Source organism: Streptomyces sp. GS7, from assembly GCF_009834125.1.
Lineage (GTDB): Bacteria > Actinomycetota > Actinomycetes > Streptomycetales > Streptomycetaceae > Streptomyces.
The window spans coordinates 1,257,110-1,276,416 of sequence record NZ_CP047146.1; the positions used below are offsets into that span (position 1 = coordinate 1,257,110).

At 74.5% G+C, this 19,307-nt stretch carries 17 protein-coding genes, 1 tRNA gene and 1 pseudogene; 9 read left to right on the top strand and 10 right to left on the bottom strand.

Going from position 1 to position 19,307, the window contains the following annotated elements; translation table 11 throughout:
- Nucleotides 1–144: 144 nt before the first annotated feature.
- Nucleotides 145–738: a histidine phosphatase family protein gene (locus GR130_RS05340; protein ID WP_159503628.1), complete on the top strand. Its 594-nt coding sequence runs from the start codon at nucleotides 145–147 to the stop codon at nucleotides 736–738.
- 16 nt (nucleotides 739–754) lie between these two features.
- Here the strand turns inward: GR130_RS05340 and GR130_RS05345 are convergent, their stop codons facing one another.
- Complete coding sequence (locus GR130_RS05345; RefSeq protein WP_159503629.1) at nucleotides 755–2,269, bottom strand: tetratricopeptide repeat protein; 1,515 nt, start codon at nucleotides 2,267–2,269, stop codon at nucleotides 755–757.
- 246 nt (nucleotides 2,270–2,515) lie between these two features.
- Here GR130_RS05345 and GR130_RS05350 point away from each other — a divergent pair, with 246 nt between their 5' ends.
- Nucleotides 2,516–2,968 carry a hypothetical protein gene (locus GR130_RS05350; RefSeq protein ID WP_159503630.1) on the top strand — a complete coding sequence of 151 codons (453 nt, stop codon included), beginning with the start codon at nucleotides 2,516–2,518 and terminating at the stop codon, nucleotides 2,966–2,968.
- 143 nt (nucleotides 2,969–3,111) lie between these two features.
- Here GR130_RS05350 and GR130_RS05355 read toward each other — a convergent pair whose 3' ends face one another.
- The 4 genes from GR130_RS05355 to GR130_RS05370 all read right to left on the bottom strand — a co-directional run bounded on the left by GR130_RS05355 (nucleotide 3,112) and on the right by GR130_RS05370 (nucleotide 8,251).
- Nucleotides 3,112–4,365 (bottom strand): glycosyltransferase, encoded by a 1,254-nt coding sequence (locus GR130_RS05355; protein WP_159503631.1) that lies wholly within the window; start codon nucleotides 4,363–4,365, stop codon nucleotides 3,112–3,114.
- A 120-nt stretch (nucleotides 4,366–4,485) separates the two neighbouring features.
- Nucleotides 4,486–5,952: a sugar transferase gene (locus GR130_RS05360; protein ID WP_159503632.1), complete on the bottom strand. Its 1,467-nt coding sequence runs from the start codon at nucleotides 5,950–5,952 to the stop codon at nucleotides 4,486–4,488.
- A complete protein-coding gene (locus GR130_RS05365; protein WP_159503633.1) occupies nucleotides 5,949–7,097 on the bottom strand; it encodes a glycosyltransferase family 4 protein in 1,149 nt (382 codons plus the stop codon). The genes GR130_RS05360 and GR130_RS05365 overlap by 4 nt, the downstream gene beginning before the upstream one ends.
- A 110-nt stretch (nucleotides 7,098–7,207) precedes the next feature.
- Nucleotides 7,208–8,251 carry a DUF3344 domain-containing protein gene (locus tag GR130_RS05370; protein WP_159503634.1) on the bottom strand — a complete coding sequence of 348 codons (1,044 nt, stop codon included), beginning with the start codon at nucleotides 8,249–8,251 and terminating at the stop codon, nucleotides 7,208–7,210.
- Between the two features lie 219 nt (nucleotides 8,252–8,470).
- On the opposite strand from GR130_RS05370, the gene GR130_RS05375 reads away from it, so the two are divergent.
- Entirely contained in the window at nucleotides 8,471–8,773 is a 303-nt protein-coding gene (locus tag GR130_RS05375; RefSeq protein ID WP_159503635.1) for a chaplin, read from the top strand.
- Between the two features lie 179 nt (nucleotides 8,774–8,952).
- Nucleotides 8,953–9,813 (top strand): spermidine synthase, encoded by an 861-nt coding sequence (locus GR130_RS05380; RefSeq protein ID WP_159503636.1) that lies wholly within the window; start codon nucleotides 8,953–8,955, stop codon nucleotides 9,811–9,813.
- A gap of 30 nt (nucleotides 9,814–9,843) precedes the next feature.
- On the opposite strand, the gene GR130_RS05385 is transcribed toward GR130_RS05380, so the two are convergent.
- Complete coding sequence (locus tag GR130_RS05385) at nucleotides 9,844–10,395, bottom strand: hypothetical protein (RefSeq protein WP_159503637.1); 552 nt, start codon at nucleotides 10,393–10,395, stop codon at nucleotides 9,844–9,846.
- 118 nt (nucleotides 10,396–10,513) lie between these two features.
- Between GR130_RS05385 and GR130_RS05390 the strand changes: the two genes are divergently transcribed.
- From GR130_RS05390 to GR130_RS05400, 3 genes and pseudogenes are all read left to right on the top strand, one after another.
- Entirely contained in the window at nucleotides 10,514–11,206 is a 693-nt protein-coding gene (locus GR130_RS05390; protein WP_201304798.1) for a response regulator transcription factor, read from the top strand.
- 88 nt (nucleotides 11,207–11,294) lie between these two features.
- Entirely contained in the window at nucleotides 11,295–12,788 is a 1,494-nt protein-coding gene (locus tag GR130_RS05395; protein WP_159503639.1) for a HAMP domain-containing sensor histidine kinase, read from the top strand.
- A 339-nt stretch (nucleotides 12,789–13,127) separates the two neighbouring features.
- Nucleotides 13,128–14,021, top strand: a pseudogene (locus GR130_RS05400) (chitinase); the annotation flags it as partial.
- Between the two features lie 115 nt (nucleotides 14,022–14,136).
- Here the strand turns inward: GR130_RS05400 and GR130_RS05405 are convergent.
- A complete protein-coding gene (locus tag GR130_RS05405; RefSeq protein WP_159503641.1) occupies nucleotides 14,137–15,048 on the bottom strand; it encodes a helix-turn-helix domain-containing protein in 912 nt (303 codons plus the stop codon).
- A gap of 162 nt (nucleotides 15,049–15,210) precedes the next feature.
- Here GR130_RS05405 and GR130_RS05410 point away from each other — a divergent pair, with 162 nt between their 5' ends.
- Nucleotides 15,211–15,861, top strand: coding sequence for an NAD(P)-dependent oxidoreductase (locus GR130_RS05410; protein WP_159503642.1), 651 nt, complete (start codon nucleotides 15,211–15,213; stop codon nucleotides 15,859–15,861).
- Nucleotides 15,862–15,974: 113 nt separating this feature from the next.
- On the opposite strand, the gene GR130_RS05415 is transcribed toward GR130_RS05410, so the two are convergent.
- The 3 genes from GR130_RS05415 to GR130_RS05425 all read right to left on the bottom strand — a co-directional run bounded on the left by GR130_RS05415 (nucleotide 15,975) and on the right by GR130_RS05425 (nucleotide 18,069).
- A tRNA-His gene (locus GR130_RS05415) sits at nucleotides 15,975–16,050 on the bottom strand.
- A gap of 106 nt (nucleotides 16,051–16,156) precedes the next feature.
- A complete protein-coding gene (gene orn / locus GR130_RS05420) occupies nucleotides 16,157–16,777 on the bottom strand; it encodes an oligoribonuclease (protein WP_159503643.1) in 621 nt (206 codons plus the stop codon).
- A gap of 5 nt (nucleotides 16,778–16,782) precedes the next feature.
- The gene (locus GR130_RS05425; protein WP_159503644.1) at nucleotides 16,783–18,069 is read right to left on the bottom strand and encodes a GlxA family transcriptional regulator; all 1,287 of its coding nucleotides are present in this window, start codon (nucleotides 18,067–18,069) and stop codon (nucleotides 16,783–16,785) included.
- Nucleotides 18,070–18,170: 101 nt separating this feature from the next.
- Between GR130_RS05425 and GR130_RS05430 the strand changes: the two genes are divergently transcribed.
- The gene (locus GR130_RS05430; RefSeq protein WP_159503645.1) at nucleotides 18,171–18,989 is read left to right on the top strand and encodes an IS5 family transposase; all 819 of its coding nucleotides are present in this window, start codon (nucleotides 18,171–18,173) and stop codon (nucleotides 18,987–18,989) included.
- Nucleotides 18,990–19,307 lie beyond the last annotated feature (318 nt).

Consider the following 19,307-nt stretch of genomic DNA (forward strand, 5'->3'; position numbering starts at 1 on the left):
CCGGAAAGACCGGCGCCGAGCCCCCCACCGGGGCCGCCCGGTGCCGTCCGGCGCGGTGCGCGATGATGGAAGGCCCGCGGTCAACGCCGCCCGCGCCGACACACGCACGACGAGAAGCCGGGAAACCGGCGAGAGGTACGACCCATGGCAGCGCGCATTCTCCTGGCCAGGCACGGGCAGACGGAGTGGTCCCTTTCCGGCAGACACACCGGGCGGACCGACATTCCGCTGCTGGACGAGGGGCGGCGGGGCGCCAAGCTGCTGGGCGAGCGGCTGCACCGCGCGCCGTGGGACGGGCTGCCGGGCGTCGAGGTCCGCACCAGCCCGCTGGTGCGGGCCAAGGAGACCTGCGAACTGGCCGGGTTCGGCGAGCGGGCCGCGGACTGGGACGCGCTGATGGAGGTCGACTACGGCGCCTACGAGGGGCTGACGCCGGCCGAGATCAAAGCCGGGCGGCCGGACTGGCTGCTGTGGCGGGACGGGGTGCCGGAGGGCGAGACGCTCGCCGAGGTCGCCGCGCGGGCGGACGAGGTGGTCGCCTGGGCGCGGTCCGCCGACCGCGATGTGCTGGTCTTCGCGCACGGCCACATCCTGCGTTCCCTGGGCGCCCGCTGGCTCGGCCTCGACATCTCGTTCGGGGCCCGCATCCGGCTGGAGCCGACGTCCCTGTCGGTCCTCGGCTGGGCGTACGGCGAGCCGGCGATCGAGCGGTGGAACGACACCGGGCACCTCGGCTGACCGGTGGTCGCGGGCCTCAGACCGGCTGCCGCCCCGCCGACGCCGCGTGCTGCTCCAGGAATTCCGGGACCGGCCGGCAGCTGCGGTACGGGCGGAGCTTCCGGGCGGTGCTGTCCAGCATCGCCCGGATACGCGCCGAGCGGACCTGCTCCAGCAGCGCGAGCGCGCGGATGCCCGCGGCGGCGGCCTCCTCGGGGGCGCCGCCGGCCGCGAGGTTGCCGGCCAGCTCCGCGGTGAACAGGGCGATGTTGCGGGTGAAGTGAGGATCCTGCAGAGCGACCGCCCGGCGCGCGTGCTCCGCCGCGCGCTTCGTCTCGCCCAGCGCCGACCAGCACTGCGCCTCAAGGCCCGCCAGTTCGGCCTCGCCGTAGAAGGTCATCCACTCCGGGTCGCGTTCGCCCGGCCCGGCCGCGAACAGCCGCTCGGCCCGCGCCAGCGCCTGCTCGCACCCCGTACGGTCCCCGAGCCCGGCCCGGCCGCCGGCCTCACGCAGCGCCAGCAGCGACCGCAGCCGCGGCGAGGAGAGCTGCTTGGCGGCCTGCTGGGCGGCCTGCGCGGCGCGTACCGCCTCGCGCGGGCGCCCGGCGTCGCGGGCCAGGAACGCGGTGTTGCAGAAGGCGTGCGCCTCCAGGGCGGCGTCGCCGCAGACCCGGGCCGTGGACAGCGCCTCGGCGTAGTGCGAGCGGGCGTCGTCGAAGCGGCCGGAGTCGTGCGCCAACCAGCCCACGGAGATGGCGAGTTCGCCCGCGCCGGCCTGCAGCCGGTCGTAGACCGCACGGCGCTGCACGCCGGAGTCCAGGAGCTCGTAGGCGGCGCGCAGCGGCTGGGTGGCGCGGGGGTAGAGGCCGTCGGCGCCGTGCCGGTCGTCCAGCAGGCGGATCCGGCGGACGGCTTCCTCGACGGCGGTGGCCTCGGTGGCGCCGGCCCGGCCGCCGGGCGGCGTACGCGGGCCGGGGACGGTGGCGACGGCGGCGGACCCGTCGGGGCCGAAGGGGTCGCCGGGCCAGAGGCCGGCCAGGCCCAGGGCGGCTGCCGGGCCGCCGGTGATGAACGCGCGACGCAGCACGTCGCTCTCCTCGCAGATCTGGATACGGGTATCGCGGTGGTCGGGGTCGGTTGCCAGGGGCGCGGCGCTGACCACCGGTGCAGGCACCGTTCCCCAAGCTCTCGACTCCGTTCGAGCAGGGGAGGCCCCCATCGCTGGAGCGGCTGACGCCGCGCCCTCGTGCTGCGCCCCCCGTCCGCGCACCGTCTCCCGCGGCGTGAACCCCATGTCGGGCAGCGTCAGGCCCGGGAACATGTGCCGGAACACCCGCTCGTAGGCGTAATTCGGACACCGGATCTCCCCGGACTCGACGCGGCCCACATAGCGGGCGTCGCACGAGACCTGCTCGCCGATCTCACGGGCGGACCGTCGGACCGCCGCCGCGAACTCACCCGGCGACAGCCGGCCGCGCAGCTGCCGGAAGGCGGTGTTCGGGCGGACGGGTACGGTGCGGGACGACGCTGATCTTGCGGCTGGCGACGCCATGGCGGACCCTCTCCGTGCCCTCTCCGTGCCATCTTGTGGCGATGCCGCATCCTGGCGGTGCGGCGGGACGACGGTACCGGCTGTGACGGGTCCGGCACCCAGGGTTTGCCTACAAACCGGATATCTCACCCACGATCCGCCATGAAGTGCCATCCTTTGCAGCGTTCCGCCGCCGTAGCTGTTGACGCGTCCGGCCGTTGAAGACGGTGTAAAGGGTGTGGCGCGTGCATTGAGGAGGGGTTCTCCGTGTGGGAGACCGGCGTGAGCAGGGGCGGCAAGGAGTCCGCGGGCCAGGCCGCCGGGCACGGCGGGCGCGCCGCGCCGGGCGGCGTACCGTCCCAGCCCTGCGACCTCGTCACGGTGCCGGCCCGACAGGGCCTGGAGGCGGTCGACATCCTGCGGCTGCGGGACGGCGTCGGCCCGGTCCTGCACGACGGCGCCTGCGACACCCTGGGTTTCCTGGTCCCCCCGGGGACCGCCGACGGCTGGGACGTGCCGGGCAGCGCCTGCACGCAGACGTACGGCCGCGGTGTCGCGCCGGGCTGCGGCGAGGGCGCGGTCGTCGACCCGCCGGTGACCGGTACGGGCTGGCTGGTGCCGCCGGAGGGGGCGTACGCGGATGCCACCGACCCCGTGGTGCTGCGCGCGGCGCTGGGCGAGGCGGCGCGCACCATCGAAGCCGTCGACCGCTGCCAGTGAGGCGGGAGCGCGGGGCCGCCGGCTGATGCCGGGCGGCCCCTTCGGTGTGCCCGGGGCGGACCGGGGCGGTGGCCGCGCAGGCGGTGCGCCGCGCGGCGGCCGGGCCGCGGACCGACGGAACGTGCGGGGGCCGGACGCGCCGGTTACCGGGAGGCGGTCCGGCGGGCCGGCGACGGGGCCGGGGAGGGGTCCGGCAGCGCGACGCCCGGGGGCAGGGCGGGCGACGCGGGCCCGGCCGGCTGCGGGGCGGGCACCGGCGCGGGGCGGCTGCGGCGGCGCGCCGAGGCGACCGCCGCCTCGTAGACGGCCATCAGGTCCTGGGCGCTGCGCTCGACGTCGTAGCGCCGCACGACCGGGGGCACCGGCAGCCGTCCCGGTCCGGTGCGCCGCAACTCCCGTAGTTCGGCGGTGAGTTCGTGGACGCCGGGGCTGACGCGGCGGGCGCCGGGGGCCTGCTCCGCTGGGAGGTCCTCTACGGCCGGGCAGCTGCCGTAGAGCACATGCAGCCCGGACGCCAGCGCCTCGACGGCGGCCAGCCCGAACGCCTCGTCCGGGGACGGCGAGACGAAGACGTCGATGGCGGACAGCAGACCGGGGATGCTCGGGGCGTCGCCGGCGGCCGGCCTCTCCGCCCCCTCGCGGGCGCCCAGCAGCCGGATCCGGTCGCCGGAGCCGAACTGCTCCGCCAGCCGCTGCAGCGGCTCCCGCTCCGGCCCGTCCCCGGCCAGCAGCAGCTGCACGCCCGGGAGCCGGGTGACCGCCCGCACCAGCACGTCGAACCGCTTGCCGGGCACCAGCCGGCCGACCCCGCCCACCACGAAGGCGTCGGTGGGCAGGCCGAGCCGGGCGCGCACGGTGGCCCGGGCGGCCGGGTCGTACGCGAAGCGGTGCGCCTCGACGCCGTTGGGGACGACGTGGATCCGACGCTCGGGCACGCCCCAGCGGCGCAGCCGGGCGGCCACGGTGTCCGAGACGGCGACCGTCGCCGACCCCAGCCGCTCGGTGGCCCGGTAGAGCGCGCGCACGCCCCGGGTCAGCCGGCGGCCCTCGATGACCGCGTCGCCCAGGGAGTGCTCGGTGGCGACCACGGCCCGAACGCCCGCCAGCCGCGCGGCGATCCGGCCGTAGACGCAGGCCCGGTAGAGGTGGGTGTGGACGAGGTCGTAGCCGCCGGCGCGGATCAGCGAGGCCAGGCGGGGGATCGCGCTCAGATCGCGGTTGTCGGTCATGCCGAGGTGGGTGACGGGGATGCCGTCCGCCTCGATGGCCGCGGCGAGCGGGCCGGGGGTGGTCAGGGTGATGACCTCGCAGCGGGCGGGCAGCCGGCGCAGCAGCAGACGCAACTGCAGCTCGGCGCCGCCCACTTCGAGGCCGGTGATGACATGCAGGACTTTCACCGGATGCCTCCAGGGGTTACGGCCAGGGTGGTCTCGTCAGCGGCCGGGGTGGCCTGATCGGTGGGCGGCGCGGTGGCGGGGGCGGCCGGCGGCACCGCCGCCCGGTCACGGCGGGCGCGCTCACCGCCGCCGCCGGTGGAGCGGCGGGCACGCCGTCCGCAGCAGGATCCGGACGTCCTGCCACGGCGACCAGCTGTCGATGTAGAGGTTGTCGAAGCGCGTGCGGTCCTCAAGGGGGGCGTCGTCGTGCAGCCCGTGCACCCGCGCCGGCCCGATGATGCCGGGCGGCATCCGGTGCCGGGCCGCGTAGCCGGCGCAGCGGTGGGTGAACTGCTCGGCGAGGACGGGGTGTTCGGGGCGCGGTCCGACCAGGCCGAGGTCGCCGCGCAGGACGTTCCACAGCTGCGGCAGCCCGTCCAGCGACGTGCGCCGCAGCAGCCGGCCGACGGAGCCGGTCCGCGCGTCGCCGGCCGCGTTGCCCCGTGCCGCCGGTCCCTCCGCTTCACCGGGGCCGAGCGTGCGGAACGTGAGGAGGGTGAAGGGGCGCCCGCCCCGGCCGACGCGCTCCCGCCGGCAGAGCACCCCCGGCCCGTCCAGCAGCCGTACGGCCAGCGCGCAGCCCGCCAGCAGCGGAGCCGCCGCCACCAGCGCCACCGCGGCCAGCGCGAGATCCAGCAGCCGCTTCGACGGGCCGCCGGGCCGCGGCTTCGCCGGCTCCCACGGCCGGCAGGCGAAGCCCCACAGGTGGCCGGTGCCCGGCTCCGGCGGGCGGCCGTCGCGGGCCGCCCCGGCCCCGGCCAGCCAGACCGCCGAGCCCTGGGCGAGGAACCGGCGCAGCAGCGCCGCGGTGTCCGGGTCGCGCTCCGGCGGCACCAGGAACACCGCGTCGCGCACCGTGTGCCGGATGACGGCCCGGGTGATCTCCTCGGCGGAGCCGAGCCACGGCAGGTCGGGGTGCGCCCCGCCGGGCGGCACCAGGCCGCACGCCACCAAGCCCACGGGGCGCAGCCCGTACTCCGGGTGCGCGGTGAGCGCGGCGGCGAGCTGCCGGGCGGCCGGGTCCGGACCGACGAGCAGCGCGGCGCGCGGCCGGCGCCGGAGGACGCCGCGGCGCACCCGGTACACCGCGGCCCGGCCGGCGCATGCCAGCACCGCCTGCACCGCCACCGCGCCCAGCAGGACCGCCGGATGCGGCGGCTGCCCCGGGGACAGCGCGACCACCGCGCACCAGCCGGCGGCGGCCCGGACCAGCAGCGGCGGCAGCTCGTTCAGCGCGGCCGGCGCCGGCCCGGGACGGTAGAGCCCGGCGCGGGCGTGGAGCAGCAGCAGTCCGGTCGCCAGCGCGCCGAGCAGCGCCGGCGCCGGTCCCGGGCCGGGCGGCAGGAGGGCCGCCCCGGCGGTGGCCAGCAGGTCCGCGGCGATCAGCGCGGCGTGGGTGGCCCGGTGCCGTACGGCGCCGCCGGGGCGGGCCGGCGGCAGCGGGCCGGGGGACGGGCGGCGGGGCGGGCGGACCGCGGCGGCCGGGGGCCCGGCGGGCGCCGGAGGCAGGACCGGGGGGCGGGACGCGTCCGCCCGCTCCGTCGTCATCGCGGGACCCGGTCCACTGCCGGCGGGCGCGGTACGGCGAACAGTTCGCGGTACACGTTCAGCACCGCGCCCGCCGTCCGCCGTACGTCGTGGGCCGCCCGTACGTGCTCCCGGCACTGCTGGGCCAGCGCCCGCCGCCGCTCGCCGTCGGCCAGCAGATCGCGCATCGCCCGGGCCAGCGCGGCCGGCTCGTCCGGCGGTACCAGGCAGTCGTCCGCGGCCCCGGGCGGCAGGCACTCCCGGGCCCCGCCGACATCGGTGACCACCACGGCCCGGCCGCAGGCCATCGCCTCCAGAGGGGCCAGCGCCATACCCTCCCAGCGCGACGGCAGCACGACCAGGTCCGCCGCCCGGTACCAGGGCACGGCGCTGTCGGCGGCGCCGGCGAACAGCACCCCGCGCGGTGCGGCCCGGCGCAGCACCGCCCGGTCCGGGCCGTCGCCGACCAGCACCAGCCGGGCGTCCGGCACCGCCGCGACCACCTCGGGCCAGGCCCGCAGCAGCGTCGCTTGACCCTTCTGCGGGCAGAGCCGGGCCATGCACACCACCAGGGGCGCCCCGGCCGGGAGCGCCGTCTCCCGCAGTGCGGGCAGCGACGAGCGCAGCGCCTGCCGGGTCTCCTCGTCCTCGTCGGCCGCCGGCGAGAACCGGTGCAGGTCCACCCCGTTGGGGACCACCACCCACCGGCCCGGCACGCCCGCCGCCACCCCGCGCGCCCGCTCCGCCTCGCTGACGCACAGCACCCGGTGCGACCAGCGCGCCGCGTACCGCTCCCAGCCCAGCGCCGGGCGGTCCACCGCCCCGCCGGACGCCTCGAAGGACCAGGTGTGCGGCTGGTGCACGGTCGGGATCCGTCCCCGTACGGCCAGACGGGCGGCGAGCCCGGCCTTGGTGCTGTGGGTGTGGACGAGCTGCGGGCCGGTACGCCGGATCACCCGGGACAGCCGCCGCAGTTCACCGGAGAGCGCGGGCCCGGTGCCGCGGCGCGCCGGCCACAGCACCACCTCCGCGCCCGCCGTGGCGGCCTCCGCGTGCAGCACCCCGCCGGGCGGCGAGGCCAGCACGACCCGCAGCCCGGACGCCACCTGGGCCCGCACCAGGTCGGCGACGACCCGGGCGACCCCGCCGTCCACCGGCTGGGACACATGCAAAACCGTGGGCCGATCCTGGGACGGCGGTTCCTGTCGCAGCACGCGCACTGCTCCCCTGATTACCGAGCTGACAGAACTCCGCGGGAATTACCGGCCGACGTCGCTCAATGCCCCGGATCGGTCTGGACGAAGAGCGCACCGAGCAGATATCCCGTATTGCGGGTGGTGAAGCGGAATGTGAGCCGGTCACCGCCGGACTGCAGCGCCGGCGTCAGATCGTAGACATCCGAATGGAATCCGGGAGCGGTCCGGCGGTCCGGCGTCCGAACGGTCTTGGGGCCGAAATCGGTACGGGTCGTGTCCGCTGTGCCGGGAGCCGGTTCTGCGGAATCCCCGAGCGTCACCGGCGGTTGCTTCCCGGCGCTTACCGCGATCTGGTTGTTTCCGTTCCCGGACCCACCGTCGTATGCCACGACACCGGCCGTTCCCCGCGAATGCGCCGGAATCCGGAGCCCCTTGAGCTGCACCGCGAGTTCCCTGCGGTCCGCGCCCAGCACCTCGAATCCGTCCCACAGCGCGAGCCGGCGCAGCGGCTCCTTCTTGTTCTCGTAGACGGCCACCAGCGTCCAGCCGTCCGGTGTCACGGCCCGGGACCGCCCGGTGGCCTTGCCCGCCCGGGTCACGGTGTAGCCGCCCGGACCGCTCCGCCGCACCAGCGCGGTCACGTCCGCGGACGCCTGGTAGCCGTCGAACCGGGACAGGTGCCGGTGGCCGATCGCGCTGTCCGCGCGCACCTCGTCGGACCGGCCGCCGGGCCCGGCGAGCAGCACCCGGCCGGCGTCTCCGGCCGACCGGGGACCGCCGGCCCGCAGTCCGCCGCCCCAGTACAGCCGGGCGTAGCTCACCCGGGAGCCGGCCGGCAGCCGCAGCCGGGCGCCGCCGGCGTCCGGGGCGTGGGACGGGCCGGCCCGGTGCACCGCCGGGCGGCAGCCGGCCGCGGAAACCGGGGAGCCGGCCGCGGAAACCGGGGAATTGGACGCGCGCGCGATACCGCCGTGCTGCGTCGCATGGAACCGCTCGCTGAAAGGAATTCGGGAGGACTCCTTCGGCGCCGGTGCCGCTGCCGCCGAAGTCAGCGCGGCCGACAACCCCAGGGCCGCGAGCGCGCATACGGCGCCGCGCCCGGTTCGGTCCATCGACTTCCGCATGACTTCCTCTCCGGCTGCTAGTCAGTCAAACAGGAGAGCACTCTGACAGAAATCATGTTGGAAATCGTGGGAGGCACGCCGCACGGCCGACTCGGATTCCGATCAGCCGAATACCAGCCAGACAGCCCAACGTTTTCCCGTAAGAGGGAACGTCCGCATCCCCCGTTGCCATTGTTCGTTGTGTCCGATGCCCCATTCGCGAACTGAAAGGAGAATGGGATGAAGCGGTTCATCAAGACCGCCGCGATGGCTGCCATGGCCTCCACGCTGGTGCTGGGTGGCGCGGGCATCGCATCCGCCAGTGACGGCGGCAAGCACGGCCACCACGGCCGTGGCATCGAGAAGGTCATCCGCCACCACCGGGGCGCGACCGCGATCGGCTTCGCCAAGCACTCGCCGGGTTTCCTCAGCGGGAACGTCATCCAGGTTCCGATCGACATCCCGATCAACGTGTGCGGCAACAGCGTCGATGTGCTCGCGCTGCTGAACCCGGCATTCGGCAACGTCTGCATCAACAAGTGACCCACCGCCGGGCCGGAGGGACACCGGACCGGCACGGGTCATGGCATGAAGTGCCGGACCGCCCACGGCTTCGGCCGCGGGCGGTCCGCCGCTCCGCCCGGCCGGACATCTCGGGTCCGGCCGACGCGTAGCCGCTGACCTGCGGATACGGCCCCGCGCCGGCACGCCATACTGAAGGCATGGCGAAGAGCAGGCGCGGGCGCGGCGGCCCGGAGTCCGTCACCGAGACGGTCGGCGGCGGCGTCGCGGAACTGCGGCCCGACCGGGACCGGCCGCGCGGCTGGACGCTGCTCGTCGACGGCGCCCCGCAGTCCCATGTGGACCTGGACGACCCGGCGTATCTGGAGTTCTCCTACCAGCGGCGGCTCGGCCACATCGCCGACCTGGCCGCCCCGCCCGGCGCGCCGCTGCGCGCGGTCCATCTGGGCGGCGGTGCGCTGACGTTGGCGCGCTACATCGCCGCCACCCGCCCGCGGTCCACCCAGCAGGTCGTGGAGATCGACACCCCGCTGGTCCAACTCGTCCGCAGCCGGCTGCCGTTGGACAGCGGCTGGCGGATCCGGGTGCGCGGCGCCGATGCCCGCGCGGGGCTGGCGCGGATCCCGGACGGCTGGGCGGACCTGGTCATCGCCGACGTCTTCGGCGGCGCCCGTACGCCCGCGCATCTGACCAGTACGGAATTCGTGGCGGAGGTGCGCCGGGCGCTGCGCCCCGGGGGCTGCTACGCGGCCAACCTCGCGGACGGGCCGCCGCTGCGGTTCCTGCGCGGCCAGATAGCCACCGTCCGCACGGTCTTCCCGGAACTCGCGCTGACCGCCGACCCGGCGGTGCTGCGCGGCAAGCGGTTCGGCAACGCCGTGCTGCTCGCCGCCGACCGGGAACTGCCGGTCGCCGAGCTGACCCGGCGGGCGGCCGGCGATCCGCACGCCGGCCGGGTCGAACACGGCCGCGGCCTGCTGGACTTCACCGGCGGCGCGGCCCCGGTCACCGACGCCACCGCCGTCGCCTCGCCGGCCCCGCCCGCCGGCGCCTTCGACTGACGCACCGGCGCGGGGCTCCCAACTCCGTTGCTAGGTGGTGTTGTTGCTGGTCACCACGGTCGGCGGGTGGCCGTTCCAGGTGCAGATGACGAAGGTGTGCGCGCCACCACCGCTGAAATCGACGCGGATCCACTGGTTCTGCTTCCACACCTGCATCTCCCAGCCCGCGTTCGGGGTGGCCGAGACCAGCTCGGCGGAGGAGGAGCCGAGGTCGAAGACGACCCGGCCGCCGGAGTTCGCATAGCTCCGGATCCGGCCGCCGGCGGCCGGCGCGGAGCCGCCGCCCGGGGTGGCGTAGGGGGAGTGCGAGGTACCGCCGCCCGTACGGGACGGGTCGGTGGTCCGCGGCGTCCCGCTGTCGGAGGGGGACGGGCTCGCGGTGGCCGGATCCGATGGTCTGGGGCGGTGGGTGGAGGATGCCTGAGGCGTGGCAGAGGAGGCCACCTGGTCGGACAGCGGCAGCGCGCGCGGCGGGTCGTACGCCGTGCCGGACAGCACCGTGTGCACGCCGAACCACGACAGGGTGACCGCGGCGCCGGTCGCCAGCGTCCAGGCCGCCGCATGAACCAGTCCTCGTTGCATTTGGCTCATACTGCACCACCCGTCCGCCCCGTCGCAGCCCTCCCGAGGCGGGGGTCACCGCGCTCCGTGCGTCAACCGCGGACCGGAAAACCCGCCCGTATGGCGTACGGTGCCGCCCATGGCAAGTGTGCTCGTGGTCGAGGACGACCAGTTCGTACGCTCGGCCCTCATCCGGCATCTGACCGACGCCGGCCACACGGTGCGCAGCGTCGGGACCGCCCTGGAGGCGCTGCGCGAGGTGGCGCACGTCGGCTTCGACGTCGTCATCCTCGACCTCGGCCTGCCCGATCTGGACGGGGGCGAGGCGCTGAAGATGCTGCGGGGGATCACCGACGTGCCCGTGATCATCGCGACCGCGCGGGACGACGAGGCCGAGATCGTACGGCTGCTGAACGACGGCGCCGACGACTACCTCACCAAACCCTTCTCGGTGGAACACCTCTCCGCGCGGATGGCGGCCGTGCTGCGCCGCTCCCGGGCCGCCGCGGCCGGTGCGGAACCGCCCTCACGAGTGATCCGGGTCGGCGGTCTGTCCATCGACCCGCTGCGCCGCCAGGCCGATCTGGACGGCACCGCGCTCGACCTCACCCGCCGGGAGTTCGACCTGCTGGCCTTCCTCGCCGGGCGCCCCGGCGTCGTCGTCCCGCGCAGGGAACTGCTCGCCGAGGTCTGGCAGCAGTCCTATGGGGACGACCAGACCATCGACGTCCATCTGTCCTGGCTCCGCCGCAAACTGGGCGAAACCGCCGCCCGGCCGCGGTATCTGCACACCCTGCGCGGCGTCGGCGTGAAGCTGGAGCCACCCCGATGAGCCGGGGGCACGAGGCCGCCCGGCCGCGGACGGCGGTGCGCGCCGCACCGCCGCGCCTCGTGGGCGGAGCGGCGAAGGACCGGACGCCGTGAGATGGGCCCTGGTCAAGGTGGCGCTGGCGGTCACCACGATGGTCGTGGTGGCGTTCGCGGTGCCGCTCGGGCTGGTCGTCAAGGAGATGGCCAGCGACCGCGCCTACTCCAACGCCGAGCGGCAGGCCGCCACCATCGGCCCGGTGCTCGCCATCACCACCGACCGCACGCAGCTGGAGCGGGCCGTCGCCAGCGCCGAGACCGGACCCGGCGGCCGGATCGGCGTCCACGTCCCGGCCGCCACCCAGGGCGGCACGCCCGCCGAGATCGGTACCTGCCGGGCCTCCCCGACGGACGTGGCCGCCGCCGTCAAGCTCGGCCGGGCCTCCATCGCACCGGTCCCCGGCGGCACTTCGCTGCTCCAGCCGACCGCCGTGGCCTCCGGCATCGCGGTCGTCGAGGTGTACGTGCCCGACGACGCTCTCACCAACGGCGTGACCACCTCCTGGGCGGTGCTGGCCGGCGTCGGTCTGGCGCTGGTCATCGGCTCGGTCGCGGTCGCCGACCGGCTCGGCACCCGCATGGTCCGCCCCGCCGAACGGCTGGCCGCCGCCGCCCACGACCTGGGCAGGGGCGGGCTCGCCGTCCGCGTCCCGGAGGACGGCCCCAGGGAACTGCGGTCCGCGGCCAGCGCCTTCAACTCCATGGCCGACCAGGTCGTCCAACTGCTGGCCAACGAGCGCGAGTTGGCCGCCGACCTCTCGCACCGGCTGCGCACCCCGCTGACCGTGCTGCGGCTGAACGCCGCCTCGCTCGGCGACGGCCCGGCCGCCGAGCAGACCCGGGCGGCCGTCGAGCAGCTGGAGCGCGAGGTCGACCAGATCATCCGCACCGCCCGCGCCCAGAAGGCGCACACCCGGCAGGCGGCCGCCGCGGCCGGCTGCGACGCCGCCGAGGTGATCCGCGAGCGGATGGACTTCTGGTCGGCGCTCGCCGAGGACGAGGACCGCACGGTCCGGGTCGCCGGCGCGGACCGCCCCGCCCGCGTCCCGGTCGCCCGCCCCGAACTCACCGCGGCCCTGGACGCGATGCTCGGCAACGTCTTCCGGCACACCCCCGAGGGCACCGCCTTCGCGGTGGACGTGCACCACGCCGACGAGGCGGTCATCGTGCTGGTCTCGGACGCCGGCCCCGGCATCGCCGACCCGGACGCGGCGCTGCGCCGCGGCTGGTCGGGGGGCGGGGGACGGGGGCACCGCCCAGCGGTAGCCGGGGGAGGTTCCACCGGCCTCGGCCTGGACATCGTGCGCCGGCTGGCCGAGTCCACCGGCGGCGACGTCCGGATCGGCCGCTCCGTCCTGGGCGGCACCGAGGTACGGGTCTGGCTGGCGCTGGACGGCCGGCGCGCCCCCCACGGCGTGCGCCGCGGCCACCGGCTGCGCCGCAGGCTCGGCGGCCGGGGCCTGGGCACCCGCGGGCGGCGGGCCGCGCGCACCGGCACGCGGGGCACCGGCAGGCCCGACGCCGGCCCGTCCGACGCCGGCGAGTGACGGGCCGGTGACGCGCAATGGGTCGCCGGGGCGCGGCTCTTAACCACCCCCTTCCGCTTCCTTAAGGCGGCCATAATTCCGCCAACCGCCGTACGGATCCCGGCATTTGTCCGTTTCGCTGCCGCTAGCGTGCGGGACGCACCACGGTGCACCCCCCTCCGGCTCCCCCCACGTGAGACAGGCAGGCACGAGATGAGTTCCTCGGCACACCGCCGGCGTACGGGCCGCACGGCCAGGCTGATTGGGACGGCGGTGGCCGGCACGCTGGCGGCCGGCGGCGCGTTCGCCGTCGCCGGCTCCGCGATGGCCAGCAAGGCACCGAAGCCGGCCGCCGCCGCGAAGGCCGGCTTCGCCCCGTTCGTCGACACCTCCCTCACCCCCGCCTACGACCTCGCCGACACCGCCAAGAAGACCGGGGTGAAGAACTTCAACCTCGCCTTCATCACCTCCGGCGGCGGCTGCACCCCCAAGTGGGGCGGCTCCGGCGACCTCGGCAGCGACGCGGTGGCCAAGCAGATACCGGACCTGCGCAAGGCCGGCGGCGACGTCCGGGTCTCCTTCGGCGGCGCCAACGGCACCGAGCTGGGCGCCGCCTGCTCCTCCGCCGCGGAGCTGGCAGCCGCGTACGGCAAGGTCATCGACCAGTACAAGCTCACCAAGGTCGACTTCGACATCGAGGGCGGCGCGCTGCCCGACACCGCCGCCAACACCCGCCGCGACCAGGCCGTCGCCCAGCTCCAGAAGCAGCACCCCGGCCTGGACGTCTCCTTCACCCTCCCGGTCATGCCCGAGGGCCTCACCCAGGACGGCGTCACCCTGCTCACCGGCGCCAAGAAGGACGGCGTCAAGATCTCCGCCGTCAACATCATGGCGATGGACTACGGCTCCTCCTACAGCGGCAGCATGGGCGGCTACGCCACCCAGGCCGCCACCGCCACCCAGGCCCAGCTCAAGAAGGCCCTCGGACTGAGCGACGCGGACGCCTGGAAGAGCGTCGCGGTGACCCCGATGATCGGCGTCAACGACGTCCAGAACGAGGTCTTCAAGCCCGCCGACGCCGCCACACTGGTGAAGTTCGCCCAGAGCAAGCACCTGGCCTGGCTGTCCATGTGGTCCGCCACCCGCGACAAGCCGTGTCCCGGCGGCTCCTCCAACTCCGCCCAGCCGACGTGCAGTTCCATCGCCCAGTCGCCGCTGGACTTCACCAAGGCGCTCGGCGCCTACACCGGCTGATCCCGACCCCCCACACCGGTCCGGGCCCCCGCCCCGGACCGCCCCGGCGGGGTGCGGCGGTTCCCCCCCCACCCGCTGCGCCCCGCCACCACGGGCCCGCGAGGGCGGGAGACGGTCAGCTCCCGCCCCGTACGGCGGCCCGGAACGCGATCGGCGTCGTCCCGGCCTGCCGCTGGAAGAACTTGCTGAAGTTGGTGGCGTCCGCGAACCCCAGCCGGACCGCGATCCGGGCCGCCGACTGGTCGCCGTGCGCCAGCAGCCGCTTGGCCTCCAGGGCCACCCGGCGGTCGATGAACTCCTTCGCCCCGACCCCCGCCGCCGCCTCGGTGGCCCGGGACAGGGTGCGCGGCGCGTAGCCCAGCGTGCGGGCGTAGTCGCCGACCCGGCGGCTGCGGGTGAAGTCCCGCTCCACCGCGTCCCGGAACCGCAGATACGTCTCGCTCGCCCCGCAGCCCTCCGCGCCGTCCGCCCCGTCCGCCGCCCCGCCCGGATGCGCGGCCCGCAGCACCAGCACGGCCAGCAGATGCCGCAGCACGTCCAGGTGCACCTCCAGCGGCAGTCCGCCCAGCGCCGCGAACTCCCGGTGCAGCTGCCCCATCGCCTCGTCGAGCGCCCGCGCCGCCGCACCCTGCGGATGCCGTACGGCGGGCCCGTACCAGTCCTCGACGCGGGCCGCGGCGGCGGTCGCCGGGTCCAGGAAGCCGGACTCGAAGAGCACCAGCCGCCCCTCGGCGCCCGTCAGGTCCCCGAAGTGCTGCACCTGCCCGGGGCGCGACCACAGCAGGTCCCCCGGCGCGAGAACGTGCTCCCGGAAGTCGACGCTGTGCACCAGCCGCCCGCTGTCGACGGCCAGCAGATGGTGGAACCCGGGGCGGTGCGGGGTCGACAGCTGACAGGCGGCGGCCCGCCCGCGCAGCTCGGCGAGGGTCATCACCTCCACCCCGGCGGGCCGGCCGGCCGGTGCGGAGAAGACCACCTCGCGGATCTCCCCTTCGTCCTCTCGGGGGTCCTGTCGGTTTTTCACCATCACCCGTCGCCTCGTTACCCCGGAATCTCCCGTTGATACCCCTAGCGTAGGAGACGTCAGCACGACTGATGGCGGAAAACGGCAGCCGCACCGCGGAGGCCGGAACACCGCGGTCCGCACGGGCACACCTCGCCCCCCACCGAACCACCGGGAGTACCCACCATGTCCAAGATCGCTCTCTTCGGGGCCACCGGCACCATCGGCAGCCGCATCCTCGACGAGGCGCTGCGCCGCGGCCACCAGGTCATCGCGGCCGTCCGCGACCCCGCGAAGGTCACCACGACCCACCCGGCCCTCACCGTGACCTACGGCGACGTGCTCGACCCGGAATCCGTCGCCGAGGTCGCCAAGGGCCAGGACGCGGTGGTCAGCGCGGTCGGCGGCGGCGACGGCCCGGGCCACATCGCCACCATCCGGCCCGCCGCCGAGGCCCTGGTCGAGGGCCTGCGCATGCTGGGCGGGGAGATGCCCCGACTGATCGCGGTCGGGGGCGCCGGCTCGCTCCGCAAGCCCGACGGCATCCAGGTCTGGGACACCGAGGGCCTGCCGGTCCCCCTGCTCCAGATCATGCACGCGCACGGCGACGCCCTCGACTTCTACCGCACCGTCTCCGACGTCCGCTGGACCAACATCAGCCCGGCCGCGACCATCGAGCCCGGCGAGCGGACCGGTACCTACCGCACCGCCCTCGAAGACCTGATCGTCGCCGAGGACGGCAGCAGCCGGATCTCCGCCGAGGACTACGCGGTCGCCCTCCTCGACGAGGTCGAGCGGCCCGGCCACCTCGGCGAGCGCTTCACCGTCGGCTACTGAACCGTCGGCTACTGAGCGCCAACGCCCGCGCCCGGCCCGGGAAGCGCTTCCGGAAAACAGTGTTCCCGGAAAACACTCAAGGCCCCCGATCCGAAGATCGGGGGCCTTGTTGCTGGGGTGAGTAACGGGACTCGAACCCGCGACATCCTGGACCACAACCAGGTGCTCTACCAGCTGAGCTATACCCACCAAGACCGGTGCTGTGTGGTTCCTTTTCCCCACCGGCTGAGAAAAAGTGTACAGGCTCCGGAGGGGTGCTCGCTCCCAGGTTTGGTGTCCCCGGGAGCGAGCTGGATCACGCTCCTGCCGACTCCGGATCGGCGGACAGCTTGTGCTTGGCCGCGATGGCCTTCGCGGTCTCCGAGTCGGGCCCGGGCTGCGGCACGAAGACAGCCTCCCGGTAGTAGCGCAGTTCCGCGATGGATTCCCGGATGTCCGCCAGTGCCCGGTGATTGCCGTTCTTGTCCGGACTGTTGAAGTACGCCCGCGGGAACCAGCGCCGGGCCAGTTCCTTCACGGACGAGACATCGACGATCCGGTAGTGCAGATAGCTCTCCAGCGTCGGCATGTCGCGCAGCAGGAAGCCGCGGTCCGTACCGACGGAGTTTCCGCACAGCGGCGCCTTCCCCGGCTCCGGCACATGCTGCTTGATGTACTCCAGCACCTGTGCCTCGGCCGCTTCCAGCGTCGTGCCGCCGTCCAGCTCGGCCAGCAGCCCGGAGGCGGTGTGCATCTGCCGCACCACCTCCGGCATGGTGGTCAGCGCCTCGGCCGGGGGGCGGATCACCACATCCACCCCGTCACCCAGCACGTTCAGTTCCGAGTCGGTGACCAGGGCGGCCACCTCGATAAGCGCGTCACTCGCCAGCGAGAGTCCGGTCATCTCGCAGTCGATCCACACCATGCGATCGTTCATACGTCTCACCCTACGGGGCGTTCCCGCTGGCCGGGGAGTACGGGGCGGCCGGCCCCGCGGCCGACCGGGGTCTCCGGCAGCCGTGCGGCGTACGCGTCGGGCTGCGGCTTGCCCGGGTCCGCCGCCTCGGCGGTGAGCCCGTGCCCGGCCAGCGCGGCGGCGGCGAACCGCTCCGCGCCGCCGGCCGCCAGCGACGTCCGCTCGCGCTCCAGCCGCTCGGCGCGCTCCGGCCGCTCGGCCCTGAGCGCGGGCTCCGGGGCGCCGTTCTGCGGCCGGCGCGCGCGGTACGCCGCGCGGTAGGCCGCGGGCGAGGCGCCCAGCTGCCGCCGGAAGTGGCCGCGCAGCGCGACCGGCGAGCGGAACCCGCAGCGCCCGGCGACCTCGTCCACCGAATAGTCGGAGGTCTCCAGCAGCCGCTGGGCCTGCAGCACCCGCTGGGTGATCAGCCACTGCAGGGGAGCGCTCCCCGTGAGGGAGCGGAAGCGCCGGTCGAAGGTGCGCCGGCTCATGTACGCGCGGGCCGCCAGCGTCTCCACGTCGAACTGCTCGTGGAGGTGCTCCAGCGCCCAGGCGACGACCTCGGCGAGCGGGTCGGCGCCGATCTCCTCTGGTAACGACCTGTCCAGGTAGCGCTGGTGCCCCATGTCCGAGGCGGTCCGGCGCGGCGGTACGACCAGCCGGCGGGCCAGCGCGTTGGCCGCGTCGGCGCCGTGGTCGGTGCGCACGATGTGCAGGCACAGGTCGATCCCGGCGGCCGTCCCCGCGGAGGTGAGCACGTCGCCGTCGTCGACGAAGAGCTCGCGCGGGTCCACATGGACGGACGGATAACGCTTGGCGAGCGTCGGCGCGTACATCCAGTGGGTCGTGGCCGGCCGGCCGTCGAGCAGTCCGGCCGCGGCGAGGACGAACGCCCCCGTGCACAGCCCGACGATCCGGGCCCCCTCTTCATGCGCGCGGCGCAGCGCGTCGAGCGCCGCGGGCGGTGGGGCCTGGGTGATGGAACGCCAGGCCGGTACGACGACCGTCCCGGCACGGGAGATCGCCTCCAGCCCGTAGGGGGCTGACAGTTCGAGCCCCCCGGTCGTGCGCAAAGGCGCATCTTCGCCCGCGCACACAAGAAGCCGGTACCTCGGAACGCCTGCGTCTTGGCGGTCGATGCCGAAGACCGAGAGCGGAATGGAGCTCTCGAAAATGGGGCCGCCGCTGAAGAGGAGCACCGCGACTATTTCGCGGCGTCGTCGGGCGGCGAGCTTGCGTGCGGCATCTGGTACGGCAGCGGAGTCCTGGCTCATGGCACTTAGGACTCCTAGCAAAATGAGCTGTACTGCCTTGGAATGACAGGCCGTCAGCCGGTGTTGTGCCTCTGTCTGGTGTTGTGGTGGGGGCGTTGGGCATGGTGCAGCGGAGGCCGTGGGAAGTCGAGGACGGGTTGTGGGAGCGGATTGCCGGGCTGCTGCCGGTGATTGAGCGCCGCGTGAGGTATCCGGGTCGCAAACGGCTCGATGACCGGCGGGTGCTGAGCGGGATCCTGTTCGTGCTGTACACCGGCATCCCTTGGGAGTTCCTGCCCCAGGAGCTGGGATACGGCTCGGGCAGCACGTGCTGGCGCAGGCTGCGCGACTGGCATCAGGCCGGGGTGTGGCAGGCTCTTCACGAACTGCTGCTGGCCGAGCTACGTGCGGCCGGGCTGCTGGACTTCTCCCGGGCCGCGGTCGACGGCTCCCATCTGCGGGCGATGAAGGGCGGCGCGAAGACCGGGCCCTCACCGGTGGATCGGGGAAAGACAGGCAGCAAGCACCACGTGATCACCGAAGCGCACGGCATCCCGCTGGCGGCCACGCTCACAGGCGGAAACCGCCACGACGTCACCCAGCTCATGCCGCTGGTCCACGCCATACCGGCCGTCAAAGGCAAGCGGGGGCGCCCCCGAAAGCGCCCCGACGCTCTGTTCGCCGACCGCGCCTACGACTCCGACACCTACCGCCGCGAACTGCGCGAGGTGGGCATCCGCCCCCTCATCGCCCGCCGCGGCACCCAGCACGGCTCCGGTCTGGGCATTCACCGATGGGTCGCCGAAGCAGCCTTCGCCCTCCTGCACTGGTTCCGGCGCCTGCGCATCCGCTGGGAGATCAGAGAAGACCTCCACGAAGCTTTCCTCATCCTCGGCTGCAGCATCATCTGCTGGCGACGCCTGAAAACCTCATTTTGCTAGGAATCCTTAAGCCCCCCTCGGTCGTCTCGCCCTCGCGGTCCTGCACAGTTCCCCCGCCGTAGCTACCAAGATCGAATCTACTGTGTCCCGTGAGGATGGATGGCCAAGTTCACCACCCACTGGTATGTCGATATGGCAACTTGGCGCGAAGCATTCGATCACGAAGCGTTCCACTCGTCGGGCCTGCATGGGAAGTACGCGTCTCGGCTCTGCCCGTTCGCAGTAGGGCACAACCATGCCCAGCGGTCCTTTCCGCCCTGCTCACACCAGGGTTGAGGGGGGTCGGGGGCAAGGGGTGGGTACCGGCTGGAAGTTGGC